The sequence below is a fragment of the Serratia sp. CY38905 genome (genome assembly GCF_052168875.1).
Taxonomy (GTDB): domain Bacteria; phylum Pseudomonadota; class Gammaproteobacteria; order Enterobacterales; family Enterobacteriaceae; genus Serratia; species Serratia sarumanii.
The window spans coordinates 707,368-733,619 of sequence record NZ_JBJNLV010000001.1; the positions used below are offsets into that span (position 1 = coordinate 707,368).

General features: G+C 59.0%; 22 protein-coding genes. 6 read left to right on the top strand and 16 right to left on the bottom strand.

Going from position 1 to position 26,252, the window contains the following annotated elements:
* Positions 1 to 37: 37 nt before the first annotated feature.
* From ACJ8MK_RS03560 to ACJ8MK_RS03575, 4 genes are read right to left on the bottom strand one after another with little or no spacing between them, the layout of a single operon-like run.
* Positions 38 to 1,105 carry a fimbrial protein gene (locus ACJ8MK_RS03560; protein WP_033647471.1) on the bottom strand — a complete coding sequence of 356 codons (1,068 nt, stop codon included), beginning with the start codon at positions 1,103 to 1,105 and terminating at the stop codon, positions 38 to 40.
* Positions 1,106 to 1,119: 14 nt separating this feature from the next.
* A complete protein-coding gene (locus ACJ8MK_RS03565; protein ID WP_033646825.1) occupies positions 1,120 to 3,714 on the bottom strand; it encodes a fimbria/pilus outer membrane usher protein in 2,595 nt (864 codons plus the stop codon).
* Between the two features lie 12 nt (positions 3,715 to 3,726).
* On the bottom strand, positions 3,727 to 4,413 hold the full coding sequence (locus ACJ8MK_RS03570; RefSeq protein ID WP_033646826.1) for a fimbrial biogenesis chaperone: 687 nt from the start codon (positions 4,411 to 4,413) through the stop codon (positions 3,727 to 3,729).
* Between the two features lie 48 nt (positions 4,414 to 4,461).
* Positions 4,462 to 5,004, bottom strand: coding sequence for a fimbrial protein (locus tag ACJ8MK_RS03575; protein ID WP_033647475.1), 543 nt, complete (start codon positions 5,002 to 5,004; stop codon positions 4,462 to 4,464).
* 512 nt (positions 5,005 to 5,516) lie between these two features.
* Between ACJ8MK_RS03575 and ACJ8MK_RS03580 the strand changes: the two genes are divergently transcribed.
* The 3 genes from ACJ8MK_RS03580 (at position 5,517) to ACJ8MK_RS03590 (ending at position 8,657) form a co-directional block, all read left to right on the top strand.
* Positions 5,517 to 6,233, top strand: a complete 717-nt coding sequence (locus ACJ8MK_RS03580; protein ID WP_033637688.1) for an EAL domain-containing protein — start codon at positions 5,517 to 5,519, stop codon at positions 6,231 to 6,233.
* Between the two features lie 21 nt (positions 6,234 to 6,254).
* The gene (locus ACJ8MK_RS03585) at positions 6,255 to 6,845 is read left to right on the top strand and encodes a LuxR family transcriptional regulator (RefSeq protein WP_004939094.1); all 591 of its coding nucleotides are present in this window, start codon (positions 6,255 to 6,257) and stop codon (positions 6,843 to 6,845) included.
* A gap of 186 nt (positions 6,846 to 7,031) precedes the next feature.
* Positions 7,032 to 8,657: an FMN-binding glutamate synthase family protein gene (locus ACJ8MK_RS03590; RefSeq protein WP_442517502.1), complete on the top strand. Its 1,626-nt coding sequence runs from the start codon at positions 7,032 to 7,034 to the stop codon at positions 8,655 to 8,657.
* 109 nt (positions 8,658 to 8,766) lie between these two features.
* Here ACJ8MK_RS03590 and betA read toward each other — a convergent pair whose 3' ends face one another.
* The 3 genes from betA to betI all read right to left on the bottom strand — a co-directional run bounded on the left by betA (position 8,767) and on the right by betI (position 12,661).
* Entirely contained in the window at positions 8,767 to 10,434 is a 1,668-nt protein-coding gene (betA, locus tag ACJ8MK_RS03595; RefSeq protein ID WP_033646828.1) for a choline dehydrogenase, read from the bottom strand.
* A gap of 137 nt (positions 10,435 to 10,571) precedes the next feature.
* On the bottom strand, positions 10,572 to 12,044 hold the full coding sequence (gene betB, locus ACJ8MK_RS03600) for a betaine-aldehyde dehydrogenase (RefSeq protein WP_033653381.1): 1,473 nt from the start codon (positions 12,042 to 12,044) through the stop codon (positions 10,572 to 10,574).
* Positions 12,045 to 12,058: 14 nt separating this feature from the next.
* A complete protein-coding gene (betI, locus tag ACJ8MK_RS03605; RefSeq protein ID WP_004939107.1) occupies positions 12,059 to 12,661 on the bottom strand; it encodes a transcriptional regulator BetI in 603 nt (200 codons plus the stop codon).
* Between the two features lie 399 nt (positions 12,662 to 13,060).
* Between betI and ACJ8MK_RS03610 the strand changes: the two genes are divergently transcribed.
* On the top strand, positions 13,061 to 15,100 hold the full coding sequence (locus ACJ8MK_RS03610; protein ID WP_004939112.1) for a choline transporter: 2,040 nt from the start codon (positions 13,061 to 13,063) through the stop codon (positions 15,098 to 15,100).
* Between the two features lie 44 nt (positions 15,101 to 15,144).
* On the opposite strand, the gene ACJ8MK_RS03615 is transcribed toward ACJ8MK_RS03610, so the two are convergent.
* From ACJ8MK_RS03615 to ACJ8MK_RS03630, 4 genes are all read right to left on the bottom strand, one after another.
* A complete protein-coding gene (locus ACJ8MK_RS03615) occupies positions 15,145 to 15,615 on the bottom strand; it encodes a YkgB family protein (protein ID WP_033637683.1) in 471 nt (156 codons plus the stop codon).
* A gap of 65 nt (positions 15,616 to 15,680) precedes the next feature.
* Complete coding sequence (locus ACJ8MK_RS03620) at positions 15,681 to 15,971, bottom strand: pentapeptide MXKDX repeat protein (protein WP_442517503.1); 291 nt, start codon at positions 15,969 to 15,971, stop codon at positions 15,681 to 15,683.
* Between the two features lie 59 nt (positions 15,972 to 16,030).
* The gene (locus ACJ8MK_RS03625; RefSeq protein ID WP_442517504.1) at positions 16,031 to 16,807 is read right to left on the bottom strand and encodes a molybdopterin-dependent oxidoreductase; all 777 of its coding nucleotides are present in this window, start codon (positions 16,805 to 16,807) and stop codon (positions 16,031 to 16,033) included.
* 10 nt (positions 16,808 to 16,817) lie between these two features.
* Positions 16,818 to 17,429, bottom strand: a complete 612-nt coding sequence (locus ACJ8MK_RS03630; RefSeq protein WP_033646833.1) for a cytochrome b/b6 domain-containing protein — start codon at positions 17,427 to 17,429, stop codon at positions 16,818 to 16,820.
* Between the two features lie 150 nt (positions 17,430 to 17,579).
* On the opposite strand from ACJ8MK_RS03630, the gene ACJ8MK_RS03635 reads away from it, so the two are divergent.
* A complete protein-coding gene (locus ACJ8MK_RS03635) occupies positions 17,580 to 18,293 on the top strand; it encodes a response regulator transcription factor (protein WP_033646834.1) in 714 nt (237 codons plus the stop codon).
* 3 nt (positions 18,294 to 18,296) lie between these two features.
* Positions 18,297 to 19,763 carry a sensor histidine kinase gene (locus ACJ8MK_RS03640; protein ID WP_049196265.1) on the top strand — a complete coding sequence of 489 codons (1,467 nt, stop codon included), beginning with the start codon at positions 18,297 to 18,299 and terminating at the stop codon, positions 19,761 to 19,763.
* Here ACJ8MK_RS03640 and ACJ8MK_RS03645 read toward each other — a convergent pair.
* From ACJ8MK_RS03645 to ecpA, 5 genes are all read right to left on the bottom strand, one after another.
* The gene (locus tag ACJ8MK_RS03645) at positions 19,760 to 20,419 is read right to left on the bottom strand and encodes a hypothetical protein (RefSeq protein WP_442517605.1); all 660 of its coding nucleotides are present in this window, start codon (positions 20,417 to 20,419) and stop codon (positions 19,760 to 19,762) included. The two genes, ACJ8MK_RS03640 and ACJ8MK_RS03645, sit on opposite strands and share 4 nt — an antisense overlap.
* 18 nt (positions 20,420 to 20,437) lie before the next feature.
* On the bottom strand, positions 20,438 to 22,072 hold the full coding sequence (gene ecpD / locus ACJ8MK_RS03650) for a fimbrial adhesin EcpD (RefSeq protein ID WP_442517505.1): 1,635 nt from the start codon (positions 22,070 to 22,072) through the stop codon (positions 20,438 to 20,440).
* A complete protein-coding gene (locus tag ACJ8MK_RS03655) occupies positions 22,062 to 24,581 on the bottom strand; it encodes a CS1-pili formation C-terminal domain-containing protein (RefSeq protein WP_172904872.1) in 2,520 nt (839 codons plus the stop codon). The genes ecpD and ACJ8MK_RS03655 overlap by 11 nt, the downstream gene beginning before the upstream one ends.
* A 50-nt stretch (positions 24,582 to 24,631) precedes the next feature.
* A complete protein-coding gene (locus ACJ8MK_RS03660; RefSeq protein ID WP_060438939.1) occupies positions 24,632 to 25,300 on the bottom strand; it encodes a hypothetical protein in 669 nt (222 codons plus the stop codon).
* A 77-nt stretch (positions 25,301 to 25,377) separates the two neighbouring features.
* Positions 25,378 to 25,965 (bottom strand): common pilus major fimbrillin subunit EcpA, encoded by a 588-nt coding sequence (gene ecpA / locus ACJ8MK_RS03665; RefSeq protein WP_033646847.1) that lies wholly within the window; start codon positions 25,963 to 25,965, stop codon positions 25,378 to 25,380.
* Positions 25,966 to 26,252: the final 287 nt, after the last annotated feature.

The window sequence follows — 26,252 nt, forward strand, 5'->3', positions numbered from 1 at the left end:
CGCGAACTGAACCCTTTTTAATTGAAGCGACACCGGATTATTTGAAGGTGACGTCAACGTTGGCGGTGGCGTTGAACACCCCGGTCTTCGGCGTATTGGTCAACCACTTCAGGTTCGCGATAAAGGTCTCTTTCACTTCGTTCTGCTTATCCTGCAGCACGCCGCCGAAATCCACGTTGGTTTGCAGTGGGATCGGCGTTTTGTTGGTGTCGCGTTGCTGAGTCAGGAAGATCGCCACGCCCGGTTTGGTGGTCGGCAGGATCTGCGTGTTATCTGACGGATCGGCGTTGGTGCTGCTGAAACTGGCCTGCAGAGACTGGCCGGCACACTCGCCGCCGCTCAAGGTCGCCTTGATATCGAACGGCACCTGCTTGGCGATAGTGCCGGTTTTGGCGCTGGACGTCGTCAACACACCGAAATCGACGCTGGCGCCGTTGTTGGCCAACACGGTGATCTGCGGATTGCACTGGATCACGCGGATCTTGTCCAAACCTTTGATATAAGCGTTAAAGTTGCTGTCTTTGGTGGCGTTCAGGCCCAACTCACCATCGATCTGGAACAGCGAAGCGCGCGCCAGCGGCGGGAAGTTACCCGCCGGCGGTTTCACCCCGGTGGCTTTGATATACACCGAATAAGTGGCGGTCACCGCCTGAGGATCGGCTTTCCTTCTATTACTGCCCGGTTTGGTACCCGGCCCCAAATCAGGGCCCGTCGGCCGGTTGGAACTTTGCTTCAGGTTGATCGCATCATAATCACGCCCGTTGATCGACACCCCAATCTCCAACGACTTATCCAGTGCGCCGAACGAGTTCTGCGGGTTCCAATAGATGTAAGCGTTCTCTCCACGCGGGTAGTTGTCGGTATCCCAGCAGGTAAAGGTGGAGGTAAAGTTCTGCGAACGCCAAATCAGGTTGCCTTTAACAAAGTCGCTGGCAGCCAACACGATCGGGCGGCCGACGTCGATATCCTGCGTCACGCTGCCGGTTGGCCTGCTACTGCCGGTCGAGTTGCCGAAACGGCACTGCATCGCCGCCGCCTGTTGCGCCATCGCCAACCCCGCCAGCCCCACCACCGACAGAAGTGTGTTACGTGCTAATTTGCTCAAGTTCATGGTGTACCTTACAGTTTTTGGCATTGCAGGGTCAGTTCCTGATATCCCATGGCCGCTTGTTTATCGCCCACGTCCGCCGGGATCGGCAGTACGCATTGCTGGTCGGCTTTCGGCCCCCATTTGATCGTCAGTTTCTCACCCGCTTTCACGCCGGAAACATAGGTTGCGCCTTCCAGGCCCACGGTGCCGCTGTTGCGGCCGGACTCGTTGAACACGCCGGCGCCGATGGCCGGATAACCGTTGTCACCCAGACGAGCATGAATCAGCAGGCTGACGCCCTTGAAGGTATCGAAACTCACCTTCACCACCGATTTCTCGGTCGGCACCACTTGCTTACTGGCCACCGGCACATCCAGGCCCGGGCCGAAATCTTCGGTGCGCAGCGCCACATAGTTGTAGCGGTACGGGTTGGCCGACGGCACAACCGCATAACCGAAGCGATCGATGGTCACGCCCGGCTGGTTTTCCAGACGCACGCCTTTGGCGTCTTTCGCTTCCACCAGCAAGATAGTGTTCTGCAACGGCTGCGTCAGCGTCGCGCCGCCGGAGTGCACCAGCAGGCCGCCGGAGAGGCCCACCCCTTCCTGACGGTATTTCGAGCTGTAGGCATAGCTACCGTCGATGTTACCGATGCTGCTGCTGTAGCCCAGGTTCAGGTTGCTGCTCTGACCGGAGGACTGCGTATGCCCGGTGGAAACCGAATAGTTCATGCGACGATCGTCCAGCATGGTGCCGCTGATGCCGGTCGAGTAGCTGTCGCCGCTCTGTTTGCTGTGCGCCGCGCTGAAGTTGGCAGTGGTCGAATTGTTGCTCTGGCCCCAATCCAACGGGATCGACATCGTGAAGTTCACGCTGCGATCGGAATAGCCGTACTGGCCGCGCGTATCCTGTAGATAAACGCCGTAGGAAATGCGCTTGAAGCCGTCGTTGTAACCCAGCTGAATCGTACGATCGTTACCGGATACGCCCCAGTAGTTCTGATGGCTCACGTTGGCGTACAGGCTGGCCCCCGCCCACAGCTGCTGGCTGAGCGACAGCTCGACGCGTTCACGCTTGTTGCCGTAACGCGCGGTGTATCGGGTACGTTTCTGGTTGTTGCTCCAGGAAGGCTGGCCCGGCTGCAAATCGTTCGGATCCCAGTAATCATTGGCATAAATGCCGTTGCGCCAGCTGTTGCGCTCCTGGACCGCATCGCTGAGATCATAGTAACCGGAAGTCGCATAGCGATAGCCCGCCAACTGGAAGTTGGTGCCCATCTGGTTGAGCGATTTGGAGTACAGGAAACGGAAGCTCTGCCCCTGCTTGCGATCGCCGTTCGCCAGCTCGGTATCGGAGATCGAACCGTCCACGGAGATGGCACCCCACGATCCCAGGCTCTTACCGATACCCACGGCAGCGGAACGGTAGTGCTCGGCAATGATGGCGCCGCCGAACGGCGTCAGGCCATAGTTCATGCCGTATGCCGCAGTACCCTGAATCAGCTTCGGCTGATAGCCACCGTTACCGTTATGGTATTTACCGGCGGTCAGCTGGAAGTTCCAAATGCCTTCGCGCAGCATGTTGGCCACGGAAGAGTAGGCGACGCTGAACGTTTTGTGCGAACCGTCGGCCTCGTTGACGGTCACCTGCAGGTCACCGTTGTTGGTATGCGGATAGACGTCGTGGATCTCGAAAGGACCCGGCGCGACGTTGGTACTGTAGATGACGTAACCGTTCTGGCGAATCTCGACGCGGGCGTTGGTCGCCGCCACGCCGCGCACCACCGGCGCATAACCGCGCAGGCTGTCCGGCAGCATGTCGTCAACGCTGGAGAGTTGTACCCCGCGGAACTGGAAGCTGTTGAACACGCTGTTGTTGGTGCTCGCCTGCCCCATCACCAAACGGCTGCGCCATGGCACGATGTCGGTCTCGGCCCAGGAAGAGACGTTGGTCCAGTTGCTGCTGCTGCCACTCTGTTTGTCCCAGGTGGAGTTGTTGCGCAGGCGCCATCTGCCCAGGTTAAGGCCGCTGTTCAACGCGAGGAACATGTACTCGCTGTCGTCAGCGTCATCTTTGCGATAGCTGTTCTTGTTGTAGTTGAAGTTATAGTTGGCGAACAGCGCGTTGATGCCTTCATCGTACATGCTTGGCGGGATCGCGCCGATAGCGCTCAGATCCATCATGGTCTGAGGTACGGAAATGTTGATCTGCTGCACCGCCGCGTCATAGCTGACAGTGGCGTCTTTAACCAACGCAGGCAGATCAACGCAGCTGCCGGCCTGCAGCGTTTCCGGCAGTTTGATGCCGTAGTTGCGCAGGTCTTCAACTTTCAGGCAGGGTTGAGACGCGGTCTGGCCTTTAACCTGACGAAAAGTAACATCCTTATGATCGACCTGAGTCAGGTTGACGTAGATGTCGAATGGGTAAACGCCCGGTTGCAAAGCATCGCCCTGAGCGACCGCTTCCGCGTTGCTCAGGTTTTCATCGCCGTGAATAAACGACATGTTAAACTCTGCCAGCGCCGCTTCACTCCAGAACATCGGCGCACTGGCGGCAATGATTGCAATTCGGATCAGCTGTGTCAGCCGCGTCGTTCCGCCTGCTACTTTTCGTTGATTTGCCATTCCCTGTCTCTCTTATTGTACTGGAACGTCCTTGACTTCCGTTCTACCGCCAAAATCGTTGATATAACTGAAAGCAATCTTGTTGCCGACGCTGACGCCCGCCGGGATGCTGATCGATAAGCGATCTTTCGGGCTCACCATGTTGGCGTCCACATCCACGGTCTTGCCCGCGCTGTTTTTCAAATGCAGCGCCCCAAAGGTAATATGCAGCGGGCCATCGTTAATCACTTGCAGACGTGAACCTTCACGCTGCCAACGCAAGTTTTGTACTTGCTCGTCCAGCGTCGTTTTCAACGCCACCGGCCGGTAAAAAAGTTTGATTCGAGTACGCACCGCAACCTGCAGCACGTTTTCTTGCTTCGGCGCCGGCGGAATTTCCTGCACGTTAATCCACAGCAGGGTTTCTTTATCCTGAGGTAAGCCATTACCGGAATAGATAAAGCGCAGAACTGCAGTTTTGGCAGCGTCCAATTTCAGAATCGGTGGAACGACAACGACAGGCAGATTTTTCGGCACTTGGTTTCTGTCACCGGTGTCCAGCCAGGTCTGCACCATATAAGCTTCTGAAGCATCGTTATGAATCGGCAGAGAGGCGGATTTGTCGTCGCCTTTATAGATCACGCGAGTGGCATCTACCTGGATACCGGCGTAGCTGTTAAAGGTGCCCAGCATCAGCAGAGCAGCAAAGAACTTTTTCATCGGTTTCCTCTACGGGCCATCCTTGGCCGTGTGTGTCCTGAAAGACGATTATTTGTATTCGATAGTGAACGGGCTGGTGGCGTTAGCCAGACCTGCAGTTACGTTGCTGTCGAATGAACGGTAACGAGCCTGCAGGTTGAAGGTCGCTTTACCGTCAGCAGCGATGGTGACTTTCGCTACGTCGTCGTTGATGTTGGAACCGTCGCCGATAGCGAATGGCTTGCCGTTGTTATCGGTGATTTCGATACCCACGCCGGTAGCTGCAGCGCCGGTGCCGCCAACGTTGCTTACGGACAGCAGGTCTGGGTTGCCGGCAACGGTGTTACCGTCGAAACGCAGGCTGTAATCACCGGCATCACATTTTTCCAGAGAGATCTGGAAAGCTTTAGAAGCGGATTTAGAACCCACGGTTGGGAAAGCAGAAGTTGGGTAAGTACCCAGGTAAACTTCTTTATTCTGAGTATCGCTAGTTACCTGGCAGGTAGACTGTTTGATTTCACCGGTGAATTTAACAGTGCCGTTTGCTGCCATTGCGTTGGAAGCAGTTGCAGACAATACCAGGGCAGCCAAAGGCAATAATACTTTTTTCATTTCCAGCTCCATAGAACAATAAAATAATCGATTCAGTGGCGGGCTTATATATATTGCCGCCACTGAGCATACACTCAGCGATAGCACTCCCTTGCTGAAAAGGAGCGTTGCCTCGATGAACTCATTGCCGGACGAAATATAGACTAAGCATATTCTTAATGTTAAATCGTTTAAAACATTCATAAGGCCCCTCTTGATAGGAATAAACTATCGGCGAATACCTATCGATCGATGTTGACGATTCATATGAATAGGAATAATCTGTGTTTGGGAAAGCTGCAGAGTTCAAGATTTTGCATTAAGGCCTGAAAATCAGCATATTATCCCGAATATTTACATTTAGTAACAGATTGCGACATTTGGACTTTGGCACGAATTACACGTTAAATGGTCTGTCGACACGCTTCGGCCATTCTGGCGCTTTAAATAAGAAATTTACCAATAAACCTGGAGTAACTTTCTTTTTAATCATTTAAAATCAACAAGTTAAATATCAATCCAAGGATTGGGAAATGAGCGGTTCTTTCAGAGAGAAAAATAACGGCATTAATTATGTTTTTCAGCCAATGTTCGCGAAATCGGGACAATTGCTGGCCGTTGAATGTCTGTCTCGCTTTACGTTTAATAGCGAATACGCTCATTTTTCTCCTGAACAGTTCTTTCGCCACGCCGATAGCGCCACCCGGATTGAGATTTTGATGGATCAGATCAATCTGATCGATAAATACAAACACTGGTTTCATGAAAACCAAGTGATAGCCACTTTGAATGTTGACGATTATTCTCTGCAATCGCTGGCGAATACTCACTTTGCCGAAAGAATTAATGCCATGCGCTGTATTCATTTCGAGATCAGCGAGAATTCAACCCGGCTGGTGAAAGATCGCGTGCACGGCGATCCGTCATTGAATAGTTATTCATTTTGGCTCGATGATTTTGGTTCTGGCTATGCGGGTTTTTCCGCGTTGTACAACAGCCAGTTCCGCTTCGTTAAGCTCGACCGTTTTCTGCTCTGGGACTTCATGAAAAAGTCCGGCGGCGAGGGCTTGATGCGCGCATTACTGCGCTTCTTTTACCTTAATCATTACAAGGTAATTATCGAAGGAGTTGAAACTCCCGAACACAAGAAATGGCTGGATGAAATGCCATATTACGCACTGCAGGGAAAGCTGTGGAAGGAATCCAGCATCAAGGATTTGAACTCGCTTCTTACAGCTGAATACTTTTAACTCGGTATTGGTGTTTGCCCTATGTCTAAAAACAACGTTCTTGTGATTAGTGAGTGTAAGTACAGCTATGTTGGCCTGTCGGTGCTGCTGAAGAAACACTACGGCGCGTACGATATCCGCCTGTTTTCCGATTTCATGCACGGCGGCGCCAAAGCAGAGAAGATCACCAAGCACGATATCGCGCTGATTTTCACCTCGCAAAACCTGGAGCAGAGCGTTAACGTGATCGAAAGCCTGGTGTCCCTGCACCAGCAGTACAACAGCAAAACGCGCCTGTTGGTGTTCTACGACGACGAGCGCGTGGTGAAACTGCTGTCGATCCTGGGAATTTCCGTTGAGTTGGTCTCTACCCGCATTCCGCTTTATTCGCTGCAGGAAAAAATCCAGCGGCTGCTGGAAAGCAAGGAGCCGGGCGGCATCAGAGTGCAGAAAACCCGCGAGCTCAGCCCGGCGGAAAGCGACGTGATCTTCAATCTGCTGCGCGGCGACAGCCTGCTGCACATTGCGGAAAAGCGCGGCACGCACCCAAAAACCATCTTCTCGCAAAAATACAGCGCGATGAAAAAGCTGCGGCTGCGCAGCATGAGCACCATCTTCGTCGCCGGCAAATAAACATCCTGGCTTGTTGCGCGGTACGCCGCGCGGCAACCCGTCTCCCCTGCCGCTGCGTTAAATTAATGTAACAACCGGCGACAAAGCAGCAACAGACACACAACATCTCCTCCTGTTGGCTACGATTCGCACACGGATTATCCGTGAGTCATGTCGTGTGGATTAAAATAAACATCAGGAGATGTTATGAAGTCGTCCTTATTCAGCCGCTATACCTGCTTTGTACTGAGCATCTTGCTCACCCTGGCTTTCTTGATCATGATGCACAACTATCCGTGGTTCTGGCTGCCGGCCCTGGCCTGCGGTTGCCTGATGGTGTTGGGTATCTACGATCTCACCCAGCAGCGCCACGCCATCTGCCGCAACTACCCGATCATCGGCCGCATGCGCTTCTTCTTCGAGTTCATCCGCCCGGAACTGCGCCAGTATTTCCTCGAGCAGGATAATGAAGAGATCCCGTTTTCGCGCACCCAGCGCACGCTGGTGTATCGCCGGGCGAAAAACGAGATGGGCGACAAACCGTTCGGCACCCTGCTGGACGTCTACCAAACCGGCTATGAGTGCATCGGCCACTCCATGCGGCCGGTGGAAGCCGCCGACCCGACCAGTTTCCGCATCACCATCGGCGGCGCCGACTGCCGCCAGCCTTACTCCGCGTCGATCTTCAACATTTCTGCCATGAGTTTCGGCGCGCTCTCCGCCAACGCCATTCGCGCGCTCAACCTCGGCGCGGCCAAGGGCAATTTCTACCACGACACCGGCGAGGGCAGCATCAGCCGCTATCACCGCGAAAACAACGGCGATCTGGTGTGGGAGCTGGGCAGCGGCTATTTCGGCTGCCGCACCGCCGACGGCCATTTCGATCCGCGGCGCTTTGCCGAACAGGCGCAAAGCCCGCAGGTGAAAATGATTGAAATCAAGCTCAGCCAGGGCGCCAAACCCGGCCACGGCGGCATTCTGCCGGCGAAAAAGGTGGATGCGGAAATCGCCGCCACCCGCGGCGTGCCGGAAGGGGTCGATTGCATCTCGCCGGCGTCGCACAGCGCCTTCACCACCCCGCTGGAAATGATGCATTTCATCCAACAGCTGCGCGAGCTGTCAGGCGGCAAACCGGTCGGTTTCAAGCTGTGCATCGGCCACCCGTGGGAGTTCGTCGCCATCGTCAAGGCGATGCTGCACACCCGCATCCTGCCGGATTTCATCGTGGTGGACGGCAAGGAAGGCGGCACCGGCGCCGCGCCGCTTGAGCTTTCCAACTATATGGGCATGCCGCTGCGCGAAGGGCTGCTGTTCGTGCATAACACGCTGGTAGGCTGCGGCCTGCGCGACCAGATCAAGGTAGGCGCCAGCGGCAAGATCATCAGCGCGTTCGACATCGCCAGCGTGCTGGTGCTCGGCGCCGACTGGGTGAACTCGGCACGCGGCTTTATGTTCGCCGTCGGCTGCATCCAGTCGCAGAGCTGCCACACCAACCACTGCCCAACCGGCGTAGCGACGCAAGATCCGCTGCGGCAAAAGGCGCTGGTGGTGCAGAACAAGGCGGAACGCGTCTACCACTTCCATCAAAATACGGTGAAAGCGCTGGCGGACATGTTGGCGGCGGCCGGCGTCAGCCGCCCGGAGCAGCTGACCTCGCACCATATGCTGCGCCGCATCACGCCGACCGAGATCAAGGTGTACGCCGATATCTATTACTACCTGGAGCCGGGCGCGCTGCTGCAACCGGAGATCAAAAGCGAGTTCTACGCCCGCATGTGGCGCATGGCGACGCCCACCAGTTTCGATCAGGCGATCTCGCTGCCGGCGGCATGATGGGATAAGGAATAAAAAGAGAGTTGCCCCCTCGCCTTGGGGAAGAGCATATGGAGAGGGGTTGCTTGCTACGGCGGCCCTCCCCCTCAACGGCGAGAGGGCGTGTCGGTTACTGTTTGCGCACCGGCGCATCGCCGGCGACGTAATAGTCGGCGGTGCTGCGCGGCAGCGGCGCGCGCTGGCGAATGCGATCGGCTAACTTCTCGGCGATCATGATGGTGGTGGCGTTCAGGTTGCCGGTGATGATCAGCGGCATGATTGACGCATCCACCACCCGCAATCCTTCCATGCCGTGCACCCGGCCCTGGCCGTCGACCACCGCCATCTCATCCTCGCCCATCTTGCACGAGCAGGACGGGTGGAAGGCGGTTTCGGCGTGCTCGCGCACGAAGGCGTCCAGCTGCTCGTCGGTCTGCACTTCCGGCCCCGGGCTTATCTCGCGGCCGCGGTATTCGTCCAAAGCCGGCTGCGCCATGATCTCGCGCGTGATGCGAATAGCGTCGCGGAACTCCTGCCAATCCTGTTCGGTCGACATGTAGTTGAACAGAATGCTCGGGTGCTGGCGCGGATCTTTCGACTTCACCTGCACCCGGCCGCGGCTCGGCGAACGCATTGAGCCGACGTGCGCCTGGAAGCCGTGCTCTTTCACCGCGTTGCTGCCGTTGTAGTTAATCGCCACCGGCAGGAAGTGATACTGAATGTTCGGCCAGGCGAATTCTGCGCGGCTGCGGATGAAGCCGCCGGCCTCGAACTGGTTGCTGGCGCCAACGCCGGTACCGTTGAACAGCCATTCCGCGCCGATCTTCGGCTGGTTGAACCATTGCAGCGCCGGGTACAGCGACACCGGTTTCTTACAGGCGTACTGCAGGTACATCTCCAGGTGATCCTGCAGGTTTTCCCCGACGCCCGGCAGATCGTGCACCACCTTGATATCCAGGCTGTTCAGCAGCGCCGCCGGGCCGACGCCCGAACGCTGCAGGATCTGCGGCGAGGCGATGGCGCCGGCGCAAAGCAGCACTTCGCGCCGCGCTTTGGCGTGGGTCAGCTGATTGCTGTCGCCCTGCAAATAGTTGACGCCCACCGCACGCTTGCCGTCGAACACAATGTGGTCGGTCAGCGCATGGGTGACGATCTTCAGGTTCGGCCGCGAACGCGCCTGATCCAGATAGCCGCGGGCGGTGCTGGCGCGGCGCCCTTTCGGCGTCACGGTGCGATCCATCGGGCCGAAGCCTTCTTGTTGGTAACCGTTCAGATCGTCGGTGCGCGGGTAACCCGCCTGCACGCCGGCTTCCACCATAGCGTGGAACAGTTCGTTGTTACCGGCTTTCGGCGTGGTGACGCTCACCGGGCCCTCGCCGCCGTGATAGTCGTTCGGGCCGATATCGCGGGTTTCCGCCTTGCGGAAATACGGCAGGCAGTCCAGATAGGTCCAGTCTTCCAGACCCGGCGCCTTGGCCCAGTTATCGAAGTCCATCGCGTTGCCGCGAATGTAACACATACCGTTGATCAGGGACGAACCGCCCAGCCCTTTGCCGCGGCCGCATTCCATCCGGCGATTGTTCATGTGCGGCTCAGGATCGGTCTCATACGCCCAGTTATAGCGGCGGCCCTGCAGCGGAAACGCCAGCGCGGCCGGCATCTGGGTACGGAAATCCATCCGGTAATCCGGGCCGCCGGCTTCCAGCAGCAGGACGCTGACGTCGGCGTCTTCGGTCAATCGGGTGGCTAACACGTTGCCGGCGGAACCGGCACCGATAATGATGTAGTCAAATTCCATTCATTATCTCCTTACTTTATAGAGGCCTGGTCAGGCAAAGACGCGAAGCGCGACTCGGCAACAGGCGGTGTATTTTGGCTCTCTAGAGATTGTCGGCCGCAGCCAACGCGGCTGCGGCTCGAAAGACGGCGGGAAGATCAGAATACCGAGGCGTATTCGCCCAGCTCAACCTGCACCGATTTGATCTGGGTGTAGTGTTCCAGCGTAGTCAGGCCGTTCTCGCGGCCAACGCCGGACTGCTTGTAGCCGCCGACCGGCATTTCCGCCGCCGACTCGCCCCAGGTGTTGATCCAGCAAATGCCGGCTTCCAGCTGGTGGATCACGCGGTGCGCGCGCGCCAGATCGTTGGTCACCACGCCCGCGGCCAGGCCGAAGGTGGTATCGTTGGCGCGGCGCACCACTTCCTCTTCGCTCTGGTAGCTGAGAATGCTCATCACCGGCCCGAAGATCTCCTCGCGCACGATTTCCATGTCGTCGCGGCAGTCGCTGAATACCGTCGGCGCCACGTAAGCGCCCTTGCCGAATTCGCCGTGGGTGACGCGTTCGCCGCCGCACAGCAGGCGCGCGCCGCTGTTCTTGCCGCTTTCGATAAAGCGCAGCACCGATTCCATGTGCGCGAAGCTGACCAGCGGCCCGAAGTTGGTCTGCGGATCGGTCGGATCGCCGAGGCGAATGCGCTTCACGCGCTCGAGGATTTTCGCCTCAAACTGCGCCTGCAGCGCCGCCGGCACGAAGACGCGGGTGCCGTTGGTGCACACCTGGCCGGAGCTGTAGAAGTTGGCCATCATGGCGATATCGGCGGCGCGATCCAGATCGGCGTCGTCGAAGATAATCAGCGGCGACTTACCGCCCAGCTCCATGGTGACTTCTTTCAGCGTCGACCCCGACGCGTTGGCCATCACCTTCTTGCCGGTTTTCACCCCGCCGGTGAAAGAGACTTTGGCGATGCCCGGATGGTCAGTCAGGTACTGCCCAACTTCCGCGCCGCTGCCGGTCACCACGTTGAAGACGCCGTCCGGCAGGCCGGCTTCGGTGTAAATTTCCGCCAGCTTCAACGCCGTCAGCGAGGTGACTTCGCTCGGCTTGAAGATCATCGCGTTGCCCGCCGCCAGCGCCGGCGCGGACTTCCACAGCGCGATTTGAATCGGGTAGTTCCAGGCGCCGATGCCGGCCACCACGCCCAGCGGTTCGCGGCGGGTGTAGACGAATGAGGTTTCGCGCAGCGGGATCTGTTCGCCTTCAATGGCCGGGATCAGGCCGGCGTAATACTCCAGCACGTCGGCGCCGGTGACGATGTCCACCGCGGTGGTTTCCGACATCGCTTTGCCGGTATCCAGCGTTTCCAGCGCCGCCAGCTCATCGTTGCGCTCGCGCAGAATATCCACCGCGCGGCGCAGGATGCGCGAACGCGCCATCGCCGTCATCGCCGCCCACACCTTCTGCCCGCTGGCCGCGCTGGCCACTGCACGATCGACGTCTTCAGCGCCGGCGGCCTGGACTTCTGCCAGAACTTCGCCGTTCGCCGGGTTGATGGCGTTGAAGGTTTTTCCAGCGGTGCTGTCTACATAGGCGCCATGAATATAGAGCTTCTGCAAGCCAAAACGGGACATAGGATCTCCTTGAGTTATCCTCCGGGCGGCGTCTGCCCCCGGAGTTGGAACGTGATGTATTCGGTCGTGAGCGCCAGCGCCTGCGCCTGATTGAACGCCGAGCCGCGCAGCGCGCTGCGTAGCCACAGTCCGTCGATCAGCGCCGCCAGCCCCTTGGCCGCCAACCGCGCCTGCGGCTGCGGCATGACTCGGCGAAACTCGGCGCACAGGTTGGAATAGAGCCGGCGGCCGTTCACCTGCTGCAGCCGGTTGAGCTGCGGTTGGTGCAGACTGCTGGCCCAAAAGGCCAGCCAGGTCTTCATCGCCGCGCTGTTGATCTGGCTGTCGTCGAAGTTGCCGGCGACGATCGCCTGCAGCCGCGCCGCCGGGCTGTTATCGGTCAGCGCCTGCAAACGCAGCTTCACCGCCTCACCCAGATGGCTGATCAGATAGCGCATCGTGGCTTCCAGCAGGCCGTTCTTATCCTTGAAATAATGGCTGATGATGCCGTTGGAAACGCCGGCCCGCCGCGCGATCTGCGCGATGGTGGCGTCATGCATTCCCACTTCGTTTACCGCGGCGAGCGTGGCATCAATCAACTGCTGCCTTCTGATTGGCTGCATTCCTACCTTTGGCATATTTCGACTCTCACAAAACCGACTTCGGCCTTATCTCAGCGGGCAAATTTCACTGCCGTTTCGCCCGTGATTCAGGTCATCATGGGGACTATTAAACTTTTTTTTGATTGAACGTTCAATAAAAATTGCATATATTTTATTGCCGCCTGGTTAAAAATTTGTACTATCTGGTTGTGGAACTGGCTGATTTTTGTGAGGTAATTAACGAATCTGACCAAAATCAGTGGCTGTAAGCGGTTCCCGCCGCGAAGCGCGCCGGCGCTTCGTTAACAGGCGAAAGCGGCGTTACTCAGGCCCTCCTGATGGGGTGGCCGCAGCCTTCATTCGCCCGTTTTCCGGCGGCGCCAACGCGCCCCGAAATGCGGAGCGGCACGATTTTACTCAGTTCAGAGGATGACGATGACAACACGCGAAACCTCCTCCAAACCGCAGCAGGACCGCCTCAACCCTGTGGTTTTCTTCACCTCGGCGGGGCTGATCCTGGCCTTCTCGCTGATGACCATCTTTTTCACCGACTTCTCCGGGCAGTGGATCACCCGCACGCTGAATTGGGTGTCGACCACCTTCGGTTGGTACTACCTGCTGGCGGCGACGCTGTACATCGTGTTCGTGGTGTTTATCGCCGCTTCGCGCTTCGGTTCGATCAAGCTCGGGCCGGAGCAGTCCAAGCCGGAGTTCAGCCTGATGAGCTGGGCGGCGATGCTGTTCGCCGCCGGCATCGGCATCGACCTGATGTTCTTCTCGGTCGCCGAGCCGGTGACCCAGTACATGATGCCGCCGGAAGGCGACGCGCAAACGCTGGAGGCCGCGCGCCAGGCGATGGTCTGGACGCTGTTCCACTACGGCCTGACCGGCTGGTCGATGTATGCGCTGATGGGCATCGCCCTCGGCTACTTCAGCTATCGCTACAATCTGCCGCTGACCATCCGCTCGGCGCTGTACCCGATCTTCGGTAAGCGCATCAATGGCCCGATCGGCCACAGCGTGGACATCGCCGCGGTGCTCGGCACCATCTTCGGCATCGCCACCACGCTGGGCATCGGCGTGGTGCAGCTCAACTACGGCCTCAAGGTGCTGTTCGAGATCCCGGAAAACCTGACGGTGCAGGGCTCGCTGATCCTGCTGTCGGTGATCATGGCCACCATCTCGGTCACCTCGGGCGTCAACAAGGGCATCCGCATCCTGTCCGAGCTGAACGTGCTGCTGGCGCTGGGCCTGATCCTGTTCGTGCTGTTCTTCGGCGACACCGAGTTCCTGCTCAATGCGCTGGTGCTCAACGTCGGCGATTACGTCAACCGCTTTATGGGCATGACGCTCAACAGCTTCGCCTTCGATCGGCCGGTGGAGTGGATGAACAACTGGACGCTGTTCTTCTGGGCCTGGTGGGTGGCGTGGTCGCCGTTCGTCGGCCTGTTCCTGGCGCGCATCTCGCGCGGGCGCACCATTCGCCAGTTCGTGGTCGGCACGCTGATCATTCCGTTCGTGTTCACCCTGCTGTGGCTGTCTATCTTCGGCAACAGCGCGCTGTACCAGATCATTCACGGCAACGCCGAGTTTGCGCAGGAAGTGATGCAGTTCCCGGAGCGCGGCTTCTACAGCCTGCTGGCGCAATACCCCGGCTTCACCTTCAGCGCCTCGGTGGCCACCATCACCGGCCTGTTGTTCTACGTCACCTCGGCGGACTCCGGCTCGCTGGTGCTGGGCAACTTCACCTCGCGCCTGGCCGACATCAATAATGATGCGCCAAACTGGCTGCGGATTTTCTGGTCGGTGGCCATCGGCCTGCTGACCATCGGCATGCTGATGACCGACGGCGTGCCGGCGCTGCAGAAAACCACGGTGATCATGGGCCTGCCGTTCAGCTTCGTGATCTTCTTCGTGATGGCCGGGCTGTATAAATCGCTGCGGGTGGAAGACTACCGCAAGGCCAGCGCGCTCAGCACCCTGGCGCCGGTGCCGGTCTCCAGCCACGACGTGCTCAACTGGAAACAGCGCCTGTCGCGGGTGATGAACTACCCGGGCACCCAGTACACGCAGAAAATGTTGGATAAAGTCTGCCGCCCGGCAATGCAGGACGTGGCGCGCGAGCTGGAGCTGCGCGGTGCGAAAGTGGAGTTCAGCGAAGTGCCGCCGACCGAAGACGAGCGCCTGAACCACCTGGAGCTGCTGGTGCACCTGGGCGAGGAACAGAACTTTATCTATCAGATCTGGCCGATGCGCTACTCGGTGCCGGGCTTCACCTATCGCGCCCGCTCCGGTAAATCGCACTACTACCGGCTAGAAACCTTCCTGATGGAAGGCACCCAGGGCAACGACCTGATGGACTACAGCAAGGAACAGGTGATTGGCGATATCCTCGACCAGTACGAGAAGCACCTGAACTTCCTGCACATTCATCGCGAAGCGCCGGGGGGCACCCTGACCTTCCCGGATATGTGACGGTCGATCAATAACCAGAGGGCGTAGCCAGGCTACGCCCTTTTTTATGCCTGCTCGGCCGGCAAATCGGCTTTCAGCAGCACCAGGGAACCGGCCAGCAACACCAGATCCTTGATCAAAAAGCTGGTGGCGCCGGCCATGGCCGGAAAACCGCCGGCGGAAGGCTCCCAGGCACCCGGCGTGGAAAAGATCAGCGTCAGCGTAGTCAGGTAGGTCACCGTCGAACCGATCGCCCCCAGCAACCCCAGCCGCCGCGACCAGAATCCCGCCAGCAGCAGCAAACCGAAGCTCCACTCGGCGACGCCCAGCGCATAGCTGGCGCCGCGGATGCCGAACGCCTGATGCATCCAGCTCAGCAGCGGGCTGTTGCCGATCAGCGGCACCAGCCCCTGCGCCTCGTAATCAAACCATTTGGCGTAGCCGAAGGCGGCGAAGATCACCACCAGCGCCGCGCGCATAAAGATAACGTCCCCGTTCGAGCGCTGAAAGCGCCGCAGCCATGTCGCCAGCATCATCCTCTCTCCTTATGTTGCCCGCGGCCGCCGCGGATCACCCGCTGGCGGCCGCGGAGTGTGGCGGCTTAGTGCCCCATCGCGTCCTTCTTCATTTCGTCTTTCTTCATGCCGTCTTTGGCCATACCGTCTTTCGCCATGCCATCCTTTTTCATGGCGTCTTTGCCCATCTTGTCTTTCTTCATGCAGTCCTTGCCCATGCACTCTTTCTTCATCCCATCTTTCGCCATGCCGTCGTGCGACATCTGGCTCATGCCGTCCTTTTTCATCGTGTCTTTGCTCATGCCATCAGCGGCGTTGGCGCCGGCTACGCCCAGCATCAGCGCGCTGCACATCATCATTGCGAGTAACTTTTTCATGGTATTTCCTTCCGTCATGTCAAAGGCACCGGAGTGCCGGAGAATGGCCGGCGGCCGCCTCAGCTGCCGCCAAACCAGTTGTAGCCCTGGTCTTCCCAGTAACCGCCCGGGAAGCGGTTGGTGACCTCGATCACCTGAATGTGTTTCGGGTTCTTGTAGCCCAGCTTGGTCGGCATGCGCAGCTTCATCGGGTAGCCGTACTTGCGCGGCAAGATCTGGCCGTCATAAGTCAGCGCGATAATCGTCTGCGGATGCAGCGCGGTGGCCATGTCGATGCTGGTGTAGTAGTCGTCGGCGCATTTGAAGCTGACGTAGCGGGCGCTCAGATCCGCGCCAATCGCCTTGAGGAAGGTCGCGAACGGCACGCCGCCCCACTTGCCGATGGCGCTCCAGCCCTCGACACAGATATGGCGCGTCACCTGGCTGACCTGCGCCATCCGGTGCAGCTGCGGCAGGCTCCAGGCGCGTTTGTCCTGCACCAGTCCGGCCACATCCAGCCGGTAGTCGTCGCCGTTGATGTCCGGCGCGTCCTCCTCGGCGTAGAAAGCGTTGAACGGGAACGGCCGGGTGATCATCGATTCCGGGTAGACCGGCGCCAGGCGCTCGCCGTCGAATAGCCAGCCCTGCACCCGATCGTTGAAGCGCGACATGCGGCTAAGCGCCTGTTCGACGTTGGCGTTGTCGCTGAGATCGCAGCCGGTGAGCATGGCGATGCCGCCCAGCGTCAGGCCATTGCGCAGAAAGCGGCGGCGGGATGACGCGCTCAACAGCCGCTGCGCTTCTTTGACGATCGCCTGCCCTTCACCGATCGTCATGATCTGTTTATCCTTTTCCATCATTCACTCCTTAGCGTCCGCGCAGCATGGCCAGCAGCGTCCGGGGCACCAGCGCCACCATCACCAGGTGAATCGCGACGAAGGCCACCAGCGCCGACATGGCAAAAAAGTGGATATAGCGCGCTGCCTCATAGCCGCCGAGCAGCGTGCGCAGCAGCGGAAACTGCACCGATTTCCACAGCACCAGCCCGGACAGCGCGCTCAACACGCCGAGGATCATCACCGACAGATAGGCCACGCGCTGCACCATGTTGTAGTGGCGCAGGTCGGCGTGTTGCAGCCTGCCGCGCAGCGCGGCGCCTATATCGGCGAGAAACTGCCGTGGGCTGAGCGGCCAATATTTGCGTTTGAAACGCCCGCTGGCCAGGTTGATCAGCAGGTAGCACAGCCCGTTGACGCCGAACAGCCACATGCCGGCGAAGTGCCACTGCAGCGCGCCGCCCAGCCAGCCGCCGAGCGTCAGCTCATTGAGAAAGCTGAAGTTGAACAGCGGCGAGGCGTTGTAGATGCGCCAGCCGCTGGTCACCATGATCAGCATCGCCAGCGCATTCAGCCAGTGCGTCAACCGCAGCCACAGCGGATGCACCGTCTGTCGTTGTTCCGGGGTGAGAATGAGGCTCATGCGAACTCCTGGCGACCAATGAGGCGATGAGCCGAGTATTCCCCGGATTTGTTCCCCAAGACCTCACGCAAAGTTAAATAAAATGTGATAACTCCGCCGGTGGGGGTTGTGTAGACTTCAGAGAGAAACGGGCAATCAGCGGTAATGAGAATGGACAAGCCAAAACGAATTTTGATCGTCGAGGACGACGGCGACATCGCCGAACTGCTGCAGCTGCATCTGCGCGACGAGGGTTACGCCATCAGCCACGCCGCCGACGGCAACCAGGGCATGGCGATGCTGGAACAGGGCGGCTGGGACGCCCTCATCCTCGATCTGATGCTGCCGGGCGTGGACGGATTGGAAATTTGCCGCCGGGCGCGCACCATGACGCGCTACACGCCGATCATCATCATCAGCGCGCGCTCCAGCGAGGTACACCGCGTGCTGGGGCTGGAACTGGGCGCCGACGACTATCTGGCCAAGCCCTTCTCCATGCTGGAGCTGGTGGCGCGGGTCAAGGCGCTGTTCCGCCGCCAGGAAGCGATGAGCCGCAACCTGCGCATGGACGCCGGCGTGCTCAGTTTCAACGATCTGACTATCGATCCCATCGCCCGCGAAGTGCACCTGCACCAGCAGCCGGTCGAGCTGACGCCGCGCGAATTCGACCTGCTGTACTTTTTTGCCCGCCACCCGGGTCAGGTGTTCTCGCGCCTGAGCCTGTTGAATCAGGTCTGGGGCTATCAGCACGAGGGGTATGAGCACACCGTCAACACCCATATCAACCGGCTGCGCATCAAGATAGAGCGCAACCCGGCGGAACCCGAGCGCATCCTCACGGTGTGGGGCATGGGCTATAAATTCGCGGCCGCGCCGCAAGAGTGAGCCATGAAAAACCTTACGTTAGCGCAACGCCTCACGCTGATCTTCGCGCTGCTGATCGTCATCGGCTGCGCCTTTTCCGGCTGGATGCAGGTGCGCAGCAGCACCCAATATAGCCAGGCGGTGATCCAGCGCCTGTCCGGCAACCTGGCGCAGCATATTGCCGACAGCAACCCGCTGCTGGGGGTGAACGGGCCGGATCCGCAGGCGGTGCATACCCTGTTCGATCAACTGATGGCGGTGAATCCCAGCGTTGAGGTTTACCTGCTCGACAAACAGGGCACGATTATCGGCAACGCCGCGCCGGCCGGGCATCTGAAGCGGCAGCGGGTCGCGCTGCCACCGCTGCAGGCGCTGCTCGGTGGCGCGCCGATGCCGGTGTATGGCGACGATCCGCGCAGCGCGGACGGGCGCAAGGTGTTCAGCGTCGCGCCGCTAAAGGTTGATGGCCGGATCGAAGGCTATCTGTACGTGGTGCTGCTCGGCGAAGAGTACACGGCGCTGGCCAGCAACGCCCAGTTCAACTCGGCGGTCAGGATGGCGCTGTGGACCTCCGGGCTGATGGTGCTGTTCAGCCTGCTGGCCGGCGGTTTGGCGTTTTATTGGGTGACGCGCCCTATCCGTCGCCTGACCCGGCAGGTCAGCGCGCTGGACAGCGGCGGCATCGAGGCGGTGCAGGCCTACGCATCGCTGCCGGCGGTCAGGGCCGGGCGCGACGAAGTCAGCCAGCTGCAGCAGGCCTTCCACCGCATGGCGCAGCGCCTTGCCGAACAGTGGCAAACGCTGGCGCAGCAGGATCGGCTGCGGCGCGAGTTCATCGCCAACGTCTCGCACGATCTGCGCACCCCGCTCACCTCGCTGCACGGCTATCTGGAGACGCTGTCGGTCAAAGCCGCCACCCTGAGCGAAGCCGATCGGCAGCGCTACCTGGAGATCGCGCTGGCGCAGAGCCGCAAGGTGGGCAAGCTGGCGCAGGAGCTGTTCGAGCTGGCGCGGCTGGAGTACGGCGTGGTGAAACCGCAGAAAGAACCCTTCTCCCTCAGCGAGCTGTTGCAGGACGTGTTCCAAAAGTTCGAACTGGCGGCGGAGGCGCGCAACCAGCGGCTGCACGCCGACATTCCCCCCGGCATTCCGCCGGTGTTCGCCGATCTCAGCATGATTGAGCGGGTGCTGACCAACCTGTTGGACAACGCCATTCGCCATACGCCGCCCGGCGGCGACATCGGCGTGCGGCTGTGGCGGCAGGACGATCGGGTGATGGTGCAGGTCAGCGACAGCGGCCCCGGTATTCCGCAGACGCTGCGCGCCGATCTGTTCGTGCGCCCGTCTGTCCTGAGCGGCGCCCGGCGCCCTTCCGGCGGACTGGGCCTGATGATCGTGCGGCGCATTTTGCAGCTGCACGACAGCGATATTCAGCTGATCGAACAAGCGCAAAGCGGCGCCTGCTTCCGCTTTGCCATTCCGCCGCGTTAATCGAGGCAGTTGCGATCGACGCTAATAAACTTGTCGTTATAGATAATGAATTTCTGCCCCTTCAGCCGAATACCGGCATGGGTCAGCGTATCGCCGGGGCGCAGGTATTCGGTGACGCCCTCTTCATCCGTGCTGTTGCAGCCCGGCTTGAGCAGGAACTTGAAGTAGGTGTTGCCGGTGTTGGTGAGCGTACCGCGCTGGGTATCGAGCCGATAGGCAAAGTTTACCTGACGCGGGCGCACCACCAGAATGGTGTCCATCACCACGATCGGCTCCAGGTTGACGCCGGCGCCCCGACGCGGCCCCGGCTCGAACAATCGGGTCGGCACTTCGCGAAATGACACCCGGTAATAACGCTCGCGATTATCCTGCGGCCCGCGGTAGAAAAACTTGTAGTACTCCGCCTGCCCGGCCTGCAGCGTCAGCTGGCGCGGTGCGAAAAGCAGCTCGCCGTCCGCCGGCCGGCTGCGTACCTCGCGCTCTCCCGGCCGATCGATGGCGCGAATGCTCACCTGATACAGACGCGCGCTGCGGTTGTTATTCAACACCCGCTTGGCGGTGAATGAGCGATCCTGATCCATGGCAAACGTCAGGGTACCGACATTGATTGCAGCGGCAGTAAAGGGGAAGGACAAACACAGCAACCCTATCAGCATAAGTTTCACGCTCTGCCCTCAATTGATGTTGCGCCAGGTGGCTTCGACATGAATTTCACCGGCGGCGCTGACGTCGCCGTACCAACCGTTGCCGTCGACGGTTTTCAGCGAGATCGGATTATTCATCGGAATACTAAAGGTCACGCGAGTCTTGTTCAGCACCCCCACTTCGCCGGAAATATCATTCCACGGGGTGCTGCTCCAGAGCGCATTGGTCATGTCGTGCCACTGGCCATCGCAGCCGGCGGCGAAGCTCTGCTGGCCGTTGGTGCTGGTGGTGATGCCGAGGGTGGCGGGAAACGGCACCTGGGTACTGTTATCCGCGGAAGAAAAGAGGCAATAGTTCACCCCGTTGATCGCCCGAGTCGGCCCGGTCGCCATCACCCTCACCTGATCGGCGGCGGTTTTGCCGCTGGTAGTCACCAGGTAGCCGAACTCCAGCGCCAGCTCCGCCGGGCCGACATAACCTTCACGATGTGGGCTGTTGTCATAATCATCGGAAATAATGCTGATGCTGAAATCGCGCGGCTTGATAATCAGCTGGTTTGAGGTGGAAAACTCATACCATCCCGACTCCGGCGAGGTGGTGTTCTGAAAACGGAAATTGATCAGATCGCGGGTGCCGCTGTCGGAAATCCCCAGCGCGACCATCTGTTTGAAGAAGTTACTGGAGAAGAACACATAGACGGCATTGCTGCTCTTCAGCTCGTTAAAGGTATAGTAGCTGCCGGTGCCCGACGTGTTTTTCCAGGTGTTGCCGTTCAGACTGAACTGCAGATCGGCGGCGTTCACCGCGGATGACAGCGCCGCATGGTTAATCGCCGGGAAAACATGAATCGAGGTATTGCTGACGCTGCCGTCGGTCTGCAAATCATAGCTGACCATCTTGCACATGATGCCCGAGCGGGCGCCGATAGTCTGGTTCTTGCAATCGGCATTGCCCTCGCCGATGATCGGCACCCCATCGCTGTTGACGAACACCTCCGATACGGCGTTGGTATTGATAAAGCGCAGGTGGGCGGCCTTGCTGTGCGTGACGGTGCGCTTGTACCAGCTGCCGCTGGCCTGATCCTGGCAGCGGCCGCCGGCCGCGGCATCGTAAGCCACCGACGTTTGGCAACCGTTGATCTGCATGCTGAAAGCGTCACCCGCCGCCATCTGCTTCAGATACTGATAGAAGCTCGGCGACATCATGCCGTGCATCCATTTTGCGCCGCCTGGCGTGACCACGGCGCCGTAAAATCCCTTTTCGTCGGTGGTCTGCGGCAGAATCAAGCTGGTATCCATATTGCAACCGGCATACCAGTTGATGCAACGCAAGCCGAGGAACGGATTCTTTATCGGCGCATTTTCCAGCCACATGTCATAGCGCCAGTTGGCATTCAGCACCGTGTTGTAACCATTGTCCACGTACCCCAGGCTTTGCTGATAAATAGTGCCGGAACCGCCGTATTTCAGCCCGGTCCACTTATTAGCGCCGGTCATGCGCGGATCCAGCCCGCCGGCCGGCGTAACGAAAAAATTGTCGTCGGCGTTGTTCTCCACGAAGACAAATTTCATGACCGCCGCATCCGGCCAGTTGGTCTGGCTGACCGCCGCCTGCAGCGCGGGGGCGACCAGCGCCAACAACAACAGCGCAACGTTAGCTCTCATGGTCAGACTCCCCGGATGACAGATTGCCCGCATAGGTTTTCAGCCCGGTGCAGATCACGTCGCCGACCCACACCGCGCCTTGCGCCTTGCTGAGATCCAAATCCACTTCGCACGTCTGATTGCCGCTGTGGGTAAAATCGATAACCGGGAATTTTTTGTCGACGTCCATGATAAATTCGCCTTTCTCATCGGTGCGGGTGCGGCCGATATGGTTCTTGATATAGGCGTTGGCCAGCAGCGTGCCGTCCTCCGCCTTGATGCGGCCGAACACCGTCACCATCTGTTTTATCTCCGGCGAGATCACCGCCACGTTGCCCGGATACAGGGTGAGCTTGCTCTTGCGCTTGGTGACGATGTCGAAGCTCTCCGCCGAGTTTTTGTTGTTCATCAGCTCAACGTCGTACTGACCGTAAGGCGACAAAGGCAGGTAATTCTTATTGCCGCTCAGCTTCACCATCCGGCCGTCAACCCGTGCGGTCAGCAGGCCGTCGTTTTCAATGCCGGTATTGAAGATAATCCCGGCGTTGCCTTCGTTGCGGCCGCTGATGGCAATATCACGCCCTTGCCAGCCCATGCTGCCGCTCGCGGTCAGGCTGCTGTTAACGTAGCCGTCGGCGGAGCTGCTGACGTTGAGCGTGCCGGCAGAATACTTGGTGTCGAAGCGCGCATAGCCACCGCCGTTGAAGCGGTTGTCGCCGCGGGTATCACCGGAAATCGCCCGCGACAGGTTGGCGCCCAGGGTGCGGATCGGCCCGTCCTTGATGTCCTTGCGCGCCGCCAGGTTGGCGGTGGTGTAGCCGTTTTGATTGGAAACGCCGGCGCTTAGCCAGTTGCCCATCGGCAGTGAAAAATCGAGCGCGATGTACTTGCCGGTATTGGCGTTGCTGCTGCCGTTGTTGTAGCGTTGCACGCCCGCACGCACGCCCAGCGTGCCGAAGCGGCCGGTAAAGATGTTCTGGTAATAGTCGGCGTTGTAATAGTGGCTGTCGTTCTTCTTATCGTCGTTGTAGCTGGCGCTCAGGGTGCCCAGCGGAGACCACAGCGCCCCCAGATTAAGGCTGCCGCCAACGGCGCGGTTATAGGCGTCATTTTGCAACAGACGATCGCCAATCTGCGTTTTCTCCTGATTGATCCATACGCTGCTGAAGCCGCCGGGCAACGCGGCGCTGACGCTGTTGACCAGGCTCCAGGAGCGATCGGAGGCCGCCATATTTTGCAGGTTGATCTGAATCGACTCGGTCACCGGCAGGCTGACGCGGCTCTCGCCGACGGCGTTGCCGTCAAACGAATACCCCGACAGCGCCCAATTAAGCGTTTGCAGATTGCCGGTAGCCGAAGCGCCAAGCAAATAAGAGTCCTTTGCCGGGCGGTGGCGTTCCCGTTCGCCGCGCCAGTCGTCCATGCGCAGCATCCCGCCCCAGAATTGCCAGGCCAGCGGCGCATTGGCGCCGCGATTGGGGCTGAACAGTTTATTCACTCGCTGCATGCGTTTATCCACCACTTTGCCGTTGACCACGATCTCCACCTCGACGTCATAAATGCCGTAGGGCAGGCTGCCGGTGTCCACTTCATGGTTGCCCATCGTGAAGTTTTGCACGCTGAGCAGCCGCCCATCGCGCGACAAATGCACCTCGCCGGCCGAGGGGAAAAAAACCACGATCGGCGTCAGCGATTGGGAATTATCGAATACCGTCGAGTTGGCGCGGTTGCCGTAGGACAGACCATAAATCTTGCTCGAGTTGATGGTGGTGACCGGCCCCAGCGACTGCAGATTCCAGCTGTCCAGCATGCCGGCGGCGAAACGGCGGCCGGCGAAATCACGCTCGTACATCGCTTTGTACAACGTGGCGTTTTCATCGCCGCTGCCGATACCGTAGATGGAACCGTTCAACTCCACGTGGTGTTCACGCAATGCGGTAACGCTGTTGAGCGATAAATAACTGGAGGTATTGCCTTCGCTGGCGCGGGCCCGGTTATCGTAGACTCCGAGGTTATAATCCAGCGTGCTGCTTACGGCATCCACGCTGGACGCGCCGATGTCGCTGGAGCGGGCGCGCAGCACCGTTCCGAGCGCGGATTCCTTCACCACCAGCTGCAGGTTGAGCTGCCGGAAATCCAGCGCCAGCCAAGCGTCGTCCGCGATCCGGATATGCTGCTGCCGATCGAATGGCGCATCCTGCAAAGCCTGCAGCTGGCCGGCTATCGCCGCCGTCAGCCGGGCGCCGTCGTCGTTATCCTCCAGCGTCACCCGACGAATCGTTAGCCTGTCCTGATCCAGGTAGAGAAAGGCATGGCCGATGCGGCTGTCGTCTTTGACGCCATCGCTCTTTTCATAATGCAACAACAGCGGAATACTCATCCCCTCGCGCAACGCCAGGCTGAAGGTTTGCGGGATCAGCACGCCGTTAATCTGCGTCAAACCGGCCGCCATCGCCATACGGCCAGGCAACAGCGTCGGCAGCGCCAGCGCACCGGCAGCCAAAAGCGTTTTCAACAGCACAGCGTTCACATGCCACTCCTTGCGTGATTGTTTTGCATCCATCGTGGATAACGCGCGCATTACTTCACCGGGATAAACTGTTCGCCGTGCCACAGCGCGACGCGCCCTTTTTTATCGTTGACGTCAACCTTGCTGAAGGCGCGTTCCTTGCCCGGCATCACGAAATAGTTCTCCTTGCAGTCGCTGCCGTCTTGCTTGTTCCTGCAATTGCCGTAGGCCACCACTTTGAACGTGGCGTTGCCGGTGTTTTTGATCCGTCCGTTGGCGAACTGATAGGCGAAGCGATCCTGCCGAGGCGCCACCACCAAAATGGTGCCGATGCGCGCCGACGTGGTGGCCATGGCATTACGCCGAGCCGAGTTTTGCCCCGCCTCGCTCAGCGCCTGATCGAACCAAACGATGCGGTAGTAGCGCTCCTGAGCATCGTTCGGCCCCTTGTAGTAAAAGCGGATCACATCGCTGGCGTTGGCCGGCAAGATCAGGCTGGCGGGCGACAGCAGCATTTCATCCCGGCTGCTCATCGGGATCGCCGTACCGGAGGCCAGGGGGCTGGAAATGCGTTCGATCTTGATGTTCACCAGCCGGCCGCTGTCGGTGGTGTTTTTGATTTCCTTGCTCAGGCGCGCGCTGTCGCCAGGCATGAAGGAGCTGATCTCACCCACATCGAGAGCCAAAGCCGGCCGCAGCAGCATTAACATCAGGGTGACGGCGAGAGAAAAGCGTGTCATTGCGGTATTCCACTGGCGTTGATGAGCGATAAATAGCAGGAGGTCTCCCCCCTGCCAGGTGCAGATCGTTCGGGGGATTAGGAAGTCCAGGTCGCGTTGAACTCGACGCTGACGTCGCCGCTCCAGATACCTTCCGGCAACGTGCTGAAATCCGTGACGGCGGTGGTGCCGTTTGACGTCGCGCCGATGATGCTGAAGGTGAATTGATCCTGCGCGCTGGTGCGGCCGGCCTGGTTATAGGCGTTGGACAGGGCGCTCAGATTGCCGCCCAAAATGCCGGCGGTGGTGTCGATCATGGTGGTTTCAGCCGTTTTCTCTACCGCAGCACCGTTGTAGTTCACCCCGACTTCCAGCGTAGAACCGGAAGTATCCAGCTGAGTCAGCGTATTGGAGACCAGTTTTGAGGTCAGTTTGAAAGCGGTGGCCGTGGTATCGCCTTCCACGGTGACGTCAAACAGGCCTTTCTGACTGTTGAAACCCTTAATGCCTTCTGCATAGTTGAAGGTCAGGCTGCCAATCGGCGTCACAACCAGTTTGCTGGTGGTGTCTTTCTTGGCGGTCGCAGACCAGGTTGCCAACGCCTGAGCGGTAACGTCGGCGGCTTGAGCAGTGCTGACCGCTGCAAAGGCGGAAACGATCGCCAGAGCCAGTGTCATTTTCTTCATGGTATAACTCCCTTCAATGTTGAATATGTTTTCTTTCTTTCGTCCATTCTCAGCCAGCCGTTTGCATCACTGCGTTTAGCCAGTCTGCTTGACGCCACAAGAATATCCCCAGCCGATCAAAAAAGAATCATTAACTATTAAAGTTCAAATATTTAGATTTAAATACCGCAATTAAGGTTTTAACCACCTCCAGTCACGTTAAAACACGGATTAAGCCTTTGATGAAAGCACAATCATATTGTGGTTTACCCCCATCAAAGCGGTTGTTGTTTAACCACAAAGCAGCC